At 57.1% G+C, this 6,226-nt stretch carries 2 protein-coding genes and 1 pseudogene; all 3 read right to left on the reverse strand.

The window, feature by feature from the left end:
• A pseudogene (locus tag L691_RS0110690) lies at nucleotides 1-1,359 on the reverse strand (transcription initiation factor TFIID); the annotation flags it as partial.
• Between the two features lie 4 nt (nucleotides 1,360-1,363).
• Nucleotides 1,364-4,753, reverse strand: a complete 3,390-nt coding sequence (locus L691_RS0110695) for a tubulin-like doman-containing protein (protein ID WP_025690485.1) — start codon at nucleotides 4,751-4,753, stop codon at nucleotides 1,364-1,366.
• Between the two features lie 91 nt (nucleotides 4,754-4,844).
• On the reverse strand, nucleotides 4,845-6,226 hold a 1,382-nt coding region (locus L691_RS0110700), incomplete at its 5' end, for a vWA domain-containing protein (protein ID WP_025690486.1).

Here is a 6,226-nt window from a genome sequence, read left to right on the forward strand (position 1 = left end):
GCTCTGAAAGTAGGCCTCGCCGCCGCCGCCGAAGATCAGCTCCTCCGCTTCGCGAAGAGACAGCCTTTTAAGCTCATAGTAGGAAGGTCGACCATGGCTCATCAAGCCCGTCATCTCAAGGATTCCTTCCTTATCCGGGAGCATCCGCCGAGTCCGCTCCCGCAGACTGTCAGGGCTTAAGCCCAGCAGCTCCAGCCGCTCACGCGGGCTGAGCCGGCTCTCGCGGGACATATCCTCCCTGATCCGACGGAAGGTATGGTACAGCACAGCCAGCGCAATCTGCCGGTTCGGCCGTTTGACGCCGGAGAAGCCGGCAGATGCGTATCCCTGCCGGCCCGTGCTGCCCCTGATTCCGCTTTTGAACGCCATGTTGTTGTAGCCGGCCTGTTCCGGGCCGAAGCCGCCGGAGGGCCGCATCACATTCTTCAGCAGGCTGATATGGGAAATAATTTCGTAATTATCCTCCATTCCGCCCGCCGGAGACGTGCCGTGCTCGTTCTTGTCCGATAGGACGTAAACAAGGTCGAACAGCGGCGAAGGACCGTGGCTGACCGGAATGGACAGCCCGTCTTCCGTGACGAGCAGCGGAGCGGTATATTCATAATCCGGTGACTGCATTCCCTCCAGCTCACGCAGGAAAGCCAATCCCACAGAGCTGGAAAGCCCGAAGCTCTCGGCTTGTTCCCGTTCGCTGATCAGGGCGAACAGGTCGGTCTGCACCGATTTGAACGACTGGCCGAGCACGGCGCGGGTCAGCAGCGTGATTTCCGGCAGCAGCACATTAAGCGGGTCGTCGACCCTCGTAATAATAGAGAGATGAATGACATCGAAGGAGGAATACAGACGGCCGTAATCCGCTATGCCATCCGTCAAGCGCCGAAGCACGGTATTCATCTCCGCCAGATAGCGCTGCTCTCCGTGAAATTCCCGGTACAGGTCCCGGCGGATCGTGCGGGAATCACGTCCTTCAGACCGGGGAAGAATCATCGTTCTCAATTGGCCTGCCGGCCAGTCTGTCACGGCGGCCGCCGGAACCCCGCTCCAGTCATGTACACCGGGAGCGGCGCCGCTATATTGAGGCTTCCCGGCTCCAGTGAATGACGCATCATCCTTCCGGCCGCCGGATTCCTCCGCCTCCCAGCCTTCGGGAACGGCATGCACCGCCAGAACGCCTCCGGCGTTATCCCATTTGCGTCGGCAGCTGTCCAGCACGGGCCGGATTGCGGGCGCCGTCTTCTCTCCTACGAACAGAAACAGAGCAGGGTAATGGATACTGCTGCGCCTGTCCCCCTGATCCTGCAGCCGGTCCTCCCGGGCAGCATATTCCGCCGCATAATGCATTGCCAGCGATCTGATCATAGGCTTACTTCAGCTTTCTGCGGATGCTGCCGAGCTTTCCGGTCATAACCTTGTAGAAAGCGTACATTTCATCGCCATCGGCATGCTCCACCCGCTCGTATTCCAGGCTGTCCCGCGCTTCCAGGAAGGCTTCGTACAGATTATCCAGCTTATTAAGCAGCGGGGACACATCCTCGGACGCGGTCATTTCCGCAGCTCGCCGCGCCGTCTTCCGCAGCAGCACGCTGCGGCTCTTCTCATCCAGCGAGCGGAAACGGCTGTAGACCGCATATTCCACGTAGCTGCGTTCCTTCATCAGATTGGCGAACGGCTCCCAAGCGTCCTCTTCCTCGTCCTTATCATAGACGAACAGCGCCCCTTTTTTCACGATAACATCGGTGTAGAGGGACTCCAGGAACTGGTCCAGCCATTTCTCCTCGTCCAGATACTGGCGCAGCACCGCATCCAGCTCTTCCGCTTTGGCCGAGATCGCCTCGTACTTCGCCAGCTCCTCGCGCACTCTTGTTGTAAGCTGCGGCGAGCGGATCAGATTTTCCTGGGCAATTTCCCGGCTAATGCTTCCGAAGATATCCTTCGCGCCTTCGCGCTCCAGCCCGTTCTCCCGCAGCCTTCTCAGTTCGTCCGCCGCCTTCTTCACTTCGCCCAGATTCGGCCGGGACGCATGAAGCTGAAGATCGTAGCCGCGCAGGAACGCATCAATATCGAACGGCTTCGTGAACACGACCGAATAGCGGTTGCTGGTGTTTTCGTCCAGACCTTTTTCAGTAATAACTCCGGCTTCCAGCGCCTTTGCGAATTCTCCGCGTACTCTGGCGTTATGCTCCCGCACCCGTGCGTTGCTGTAGGTGTCGCCCCATGATTGCTCCGGAATCGGCGACGGGAGATAAGTCCAGTTGTTCTTCTCCGTCTGTACCAGATGGCGTCCGATCCCTTCCTTGTCGAGAATGGTCCGCTCATAGTTCTCTTCATACACCCGCAGCGGCGTATAGACGAACAGCGGCACGCCGTTGCGCGTATTCAGCCAGAATATCCGGTTCTTGACCTCGCTCTCCTTGACCGTAAAATGCGATTTGCCGAGCGCGTTGTTCTGGTAATTGCGAATCCCCTTCAGAATGCCCGGCGCCTTCACAGGCACCGATACGAAGCCCCATGAAGGGAAGTGCAGGCTGCCCGAGCTGTTGCTGAGATGGAAGACCGGCACGGCCTCCTCGTCAAGCTTCCCGGCAACCGTGCGTTCCACAAGCTTGTCAAGCGGCTCCTCGCTGCCGTATTTCATCGTCAGAAAATCCTCCATCGACCGGGTGATCAGATCCCCGAACTTGTCGCTGAGGAACTCGGAAATGGAGCGGACAATGTCGATCTCCTGCTCTCTGACCCAGCGGCTGGAGCCCCGCAGCATTTCCCGGGAAAAGTCGCGGATCAGGTCGTCGCCGTCTTTTTGATCCATAATCTTCGAGATCGTCTGCGCAATGTCCGGCACGCTTACGATATTCCAGTAATACGTCTTGTTGCCCTTGTGGTCGGTCTGTTCTTCGCCGCTCGTGAGAATATCCCCGTTCTTGGAAAAAATCGAGCTGAGCGCGTTCAAAATCTCCGTAAACACGCCGTAAATCCGGCTGTTCTCCTCGTTCAGCAGCTCATACAGATCCTCGTAGAACTCAATCATCCGCTCGGTGCGCTCGGTGTCGGCACGCAGCCAATATTCGTTGATCTTCGCGTCGATATAGGCGTTCTTCTTCTTCTCCTTCGAGACAAAAGCGCTCCGCGCATCGCCCAGTTTGTCCTCCGCCGACTCCCGGGCCGTCTCGATATCACGCGGCAAACGCAGCAGGTTCTCGCGCAGCGCTTCAATGTAGGACTGGATCAGCTTCAGGATGCAGAAGCCTTTTTCCGTATAGATCAGCCGCGACACATAGAACGGGCCCTGCTCGGGATGCAGGAACGTCCGCTCCATCTCCTCGCCGAAGCGTCCGACGATTTCGCCGGGAAGCTGCTTTCTCACCTTGATGTACTCTTCTCTTACCCGTGACAGAAAACTCTGCTCCAGTTCGGTATCCATATCGACAACCTGATGCTTAATAACATTGGAGTGGCTCAGGCGCTCGCTGTTCTCATAGCCGGGCAGTGGCTCCGGCACACGGGCTTCGAACGACTTGATTACGCTCTCCAGATCGATGCCGAGCTTGCGGGCTGTTTTTTCGACATCCTCCTGCCCTGGCGCTTGATGGAACATTTTATCCATTTTGTCAAACAGACGGTAAGCAAGGTATGTCGTCATTTCCTCAATCGGCAGTACGGCGGACGAAGCCCCGATAATGTTGTATTCGTAGTTGGCCGGATAGCTCTTGTGCATCTGCGCGATATTCGTGCGGATGTTGCTGATATAGTCGTGGATGGCGAATTCCTCGCCCGACTGCTTCTCCTCGCTCGCCATAAAATTCGTAATGTTCTCCGCCGTCACGTTCATGCAGTAGTCATAGGCATTCTCCAGCAGCTTGCCTTCCGTGTTCGTCGCCGAAATGAGGTGACACAGATTGAACGGAGGAAGCGGAGAATTGACGGTCAAAATATTGCCGTACTGCTGGCGGAACCGCTCGCCCCGGCTGTCCACGTTCATCCAGTAGTCCAGCTCCTTGAGCGCCGCATAGCCGTTCTTGCGGATGTACTCGCGGGTATGCTCGCTGAGGCTCTTGTTCGACAGGTTCACGTCCGGCGTGAACAGATATCCGAGTGTATTGACACGGTCGATTCCGGCAGAGCCGTAATCACGCTCGATGATGCCCCGCACAATGTAGGCGATATCGAGAAAAGAGCCGCTGCCCGTGCCGCCGGACAACCCCGTCAGCAGGAAGACCATCAGCTTCTTGTTCGTGCCGACCGACAAAGTCTTGATCTTCTTGTCGATCGCTCCCACGACCTGGTTGATCTTCGTGAACAGCAGCAGCCGTCCCGCCTGCCGTACGCCGGCGGCGCCGTTCATGCCGTCCGTGATGCTGAGCTCGGGCGACAGCCATTCCGTAATGTAGGGGTCGAGGATGCTACGGTTCTGCAGCAGTCCGCCGATTTCGGCGTTGGACAGCCTCACGAACTCGTTCTGCGGGTCGAGGCCGATGCCTCTGTATTTCTTGCCGAGGTCCTGCTCATTCGTCTCGAAAGCGAGGAACTCCACATTGTCCGGCTTATCCCGCTTCTTCTTGGAAATCGGGTCCTCCGGCAGCTTAAACCGGCGGTTGATCTGGTATTTCAGGCGAAGCAGGGCGTCGATGCCCGTTCCGCCGAGACCAATAATCAGAATCGGATTGTCGATCGTGTCAACTCTGATTTTGTCGCTGACGATACCTCCGCCAAGCGAAACGTCAAGCTGCTGAATATGTTCTCTTACGACCGGTTTCATGTTTGGCCCCCTAAAAGTTTTGCATGATTAAACTTCTTGGAATGTACTTCGCAAAACTCGCTTCGGAAGCATACTCCAAGTTTTACGAATTCTATACCAAATATTCCAGCATAATCGTCTTGTCCACACTGCTGAGCGGAACCGAAATGCGGTCTCCGCTCTTCAGTTCCAGCCCACGGGAGGCGTCGACGGCCCGGCCCGATTTCTCAACGGCGATCCCGTCGCCGCCGCGAAGCTGCAGCCGGTCGTGGTTGCCCGGCGTAAAGACCAGTTTCTCGCTTTCCCTAAATTCCGGAGCAAGCTGAAGCAGCTGGTGCAGATTGAAACTGCCCCGGAAGCCCGTCAGCTTCTTATACTGCGGATACGTCTTCTCGCCGGTGTTCCCGTCCAGCACCTCAATGACCAGTTGGCCGACGAAGCCGCGGCTCGCTTTCTTCCACAGCATCCAGACTACGGCTGCGGCCGCCAGAACCAGCAGGATTCCGGCAATAATCAGAATCAGAGTCCACGACCTGCCGCCGTCCTGCTGCTCGCTGCCGCTTCCGGCCGTACCTGCGGTGACTGGCGCCTGGGTGGCCGCTCCGCCCGCATTCACCTTCACAACTTGGCTCTCACGGTAGAAGCTGCTTTCTTCCGCCCTGACTTTCAATTCGTAATTGTGGCTGTCCTTAACTTCGAAGCTCCCTTTGAACTCGCCGCCCGAATTATCCAGCGGAAGCTCTTCCATCTTTCCGGTATCCAGGTCGGTCGCCAGCAGCACCGCCTTCATGTTCCCGTACAGTTCCGCTTCATTCACCTGCGTACCATTACTGAACAAATGGGCGGAGATGTCTACCGTATCGCCTTTCTTGTAGGTCTTGGACGGCAAAGCGTCCATTTTAAGCTCAAGATCGTAGTTGAAAATCAGATTGATGTCGATTTTATCCTTCGGAACGCCCTTGATCTGGAGCTTCCAGTCCCCTTCCTTCGGGGACAGCAGCTTCAGCAGACTGTATGTCGATGACTTGGACAGCAGCACATTATTCAAAGGAATCGCCACGTCCGCCCCTGACGGGTCGGTCAGCTTCGCCGTTACCGGCTTCGACGATATGATGGAAATGTTGGCTTCCAGAACGCTTGCGTTCGGGACGGTCACCGTTACCTCCTGGTACTCGCCGCTGGCCGTTATCGACTGCACCGGCACCACTTTAAGCTTCAGATGATCGGCAAAAATCTCGCTCAAAATCTCGGGCAGATCATCTGCGGTATCCGTCGCGAACGCTTTGCCGCCCGTCTGGTCGGACAGCTTGGCAAGACTTGCCTTGTTCAGCTTGCCGTCCGCGTTCAGGCCGATCGTATAGATCGGATAACCTTTCTTCTTGGCGGTGTCCACCGCCGCAGCCAGCTCCTGGTCCGACTCGCTCTGCGTCCGGCCGGTCGCTTCGTTCAGGTCGTTGTTACCGTCGGCCAGCAGCACGATCATCGGCTCCTGGG

Origin of the sequence: Paenibacillus zanthoxyli JH29, assembly GCF_000520715.1 — a bacterium.
Classification (GTDB): domain Bacteria; phylum Bacillota; class Bacilli; order Paenibacillales; family Paenibacillaceae; genus Paenibacillus_AQ; species Paenibacillus_AQ zanthoxyli.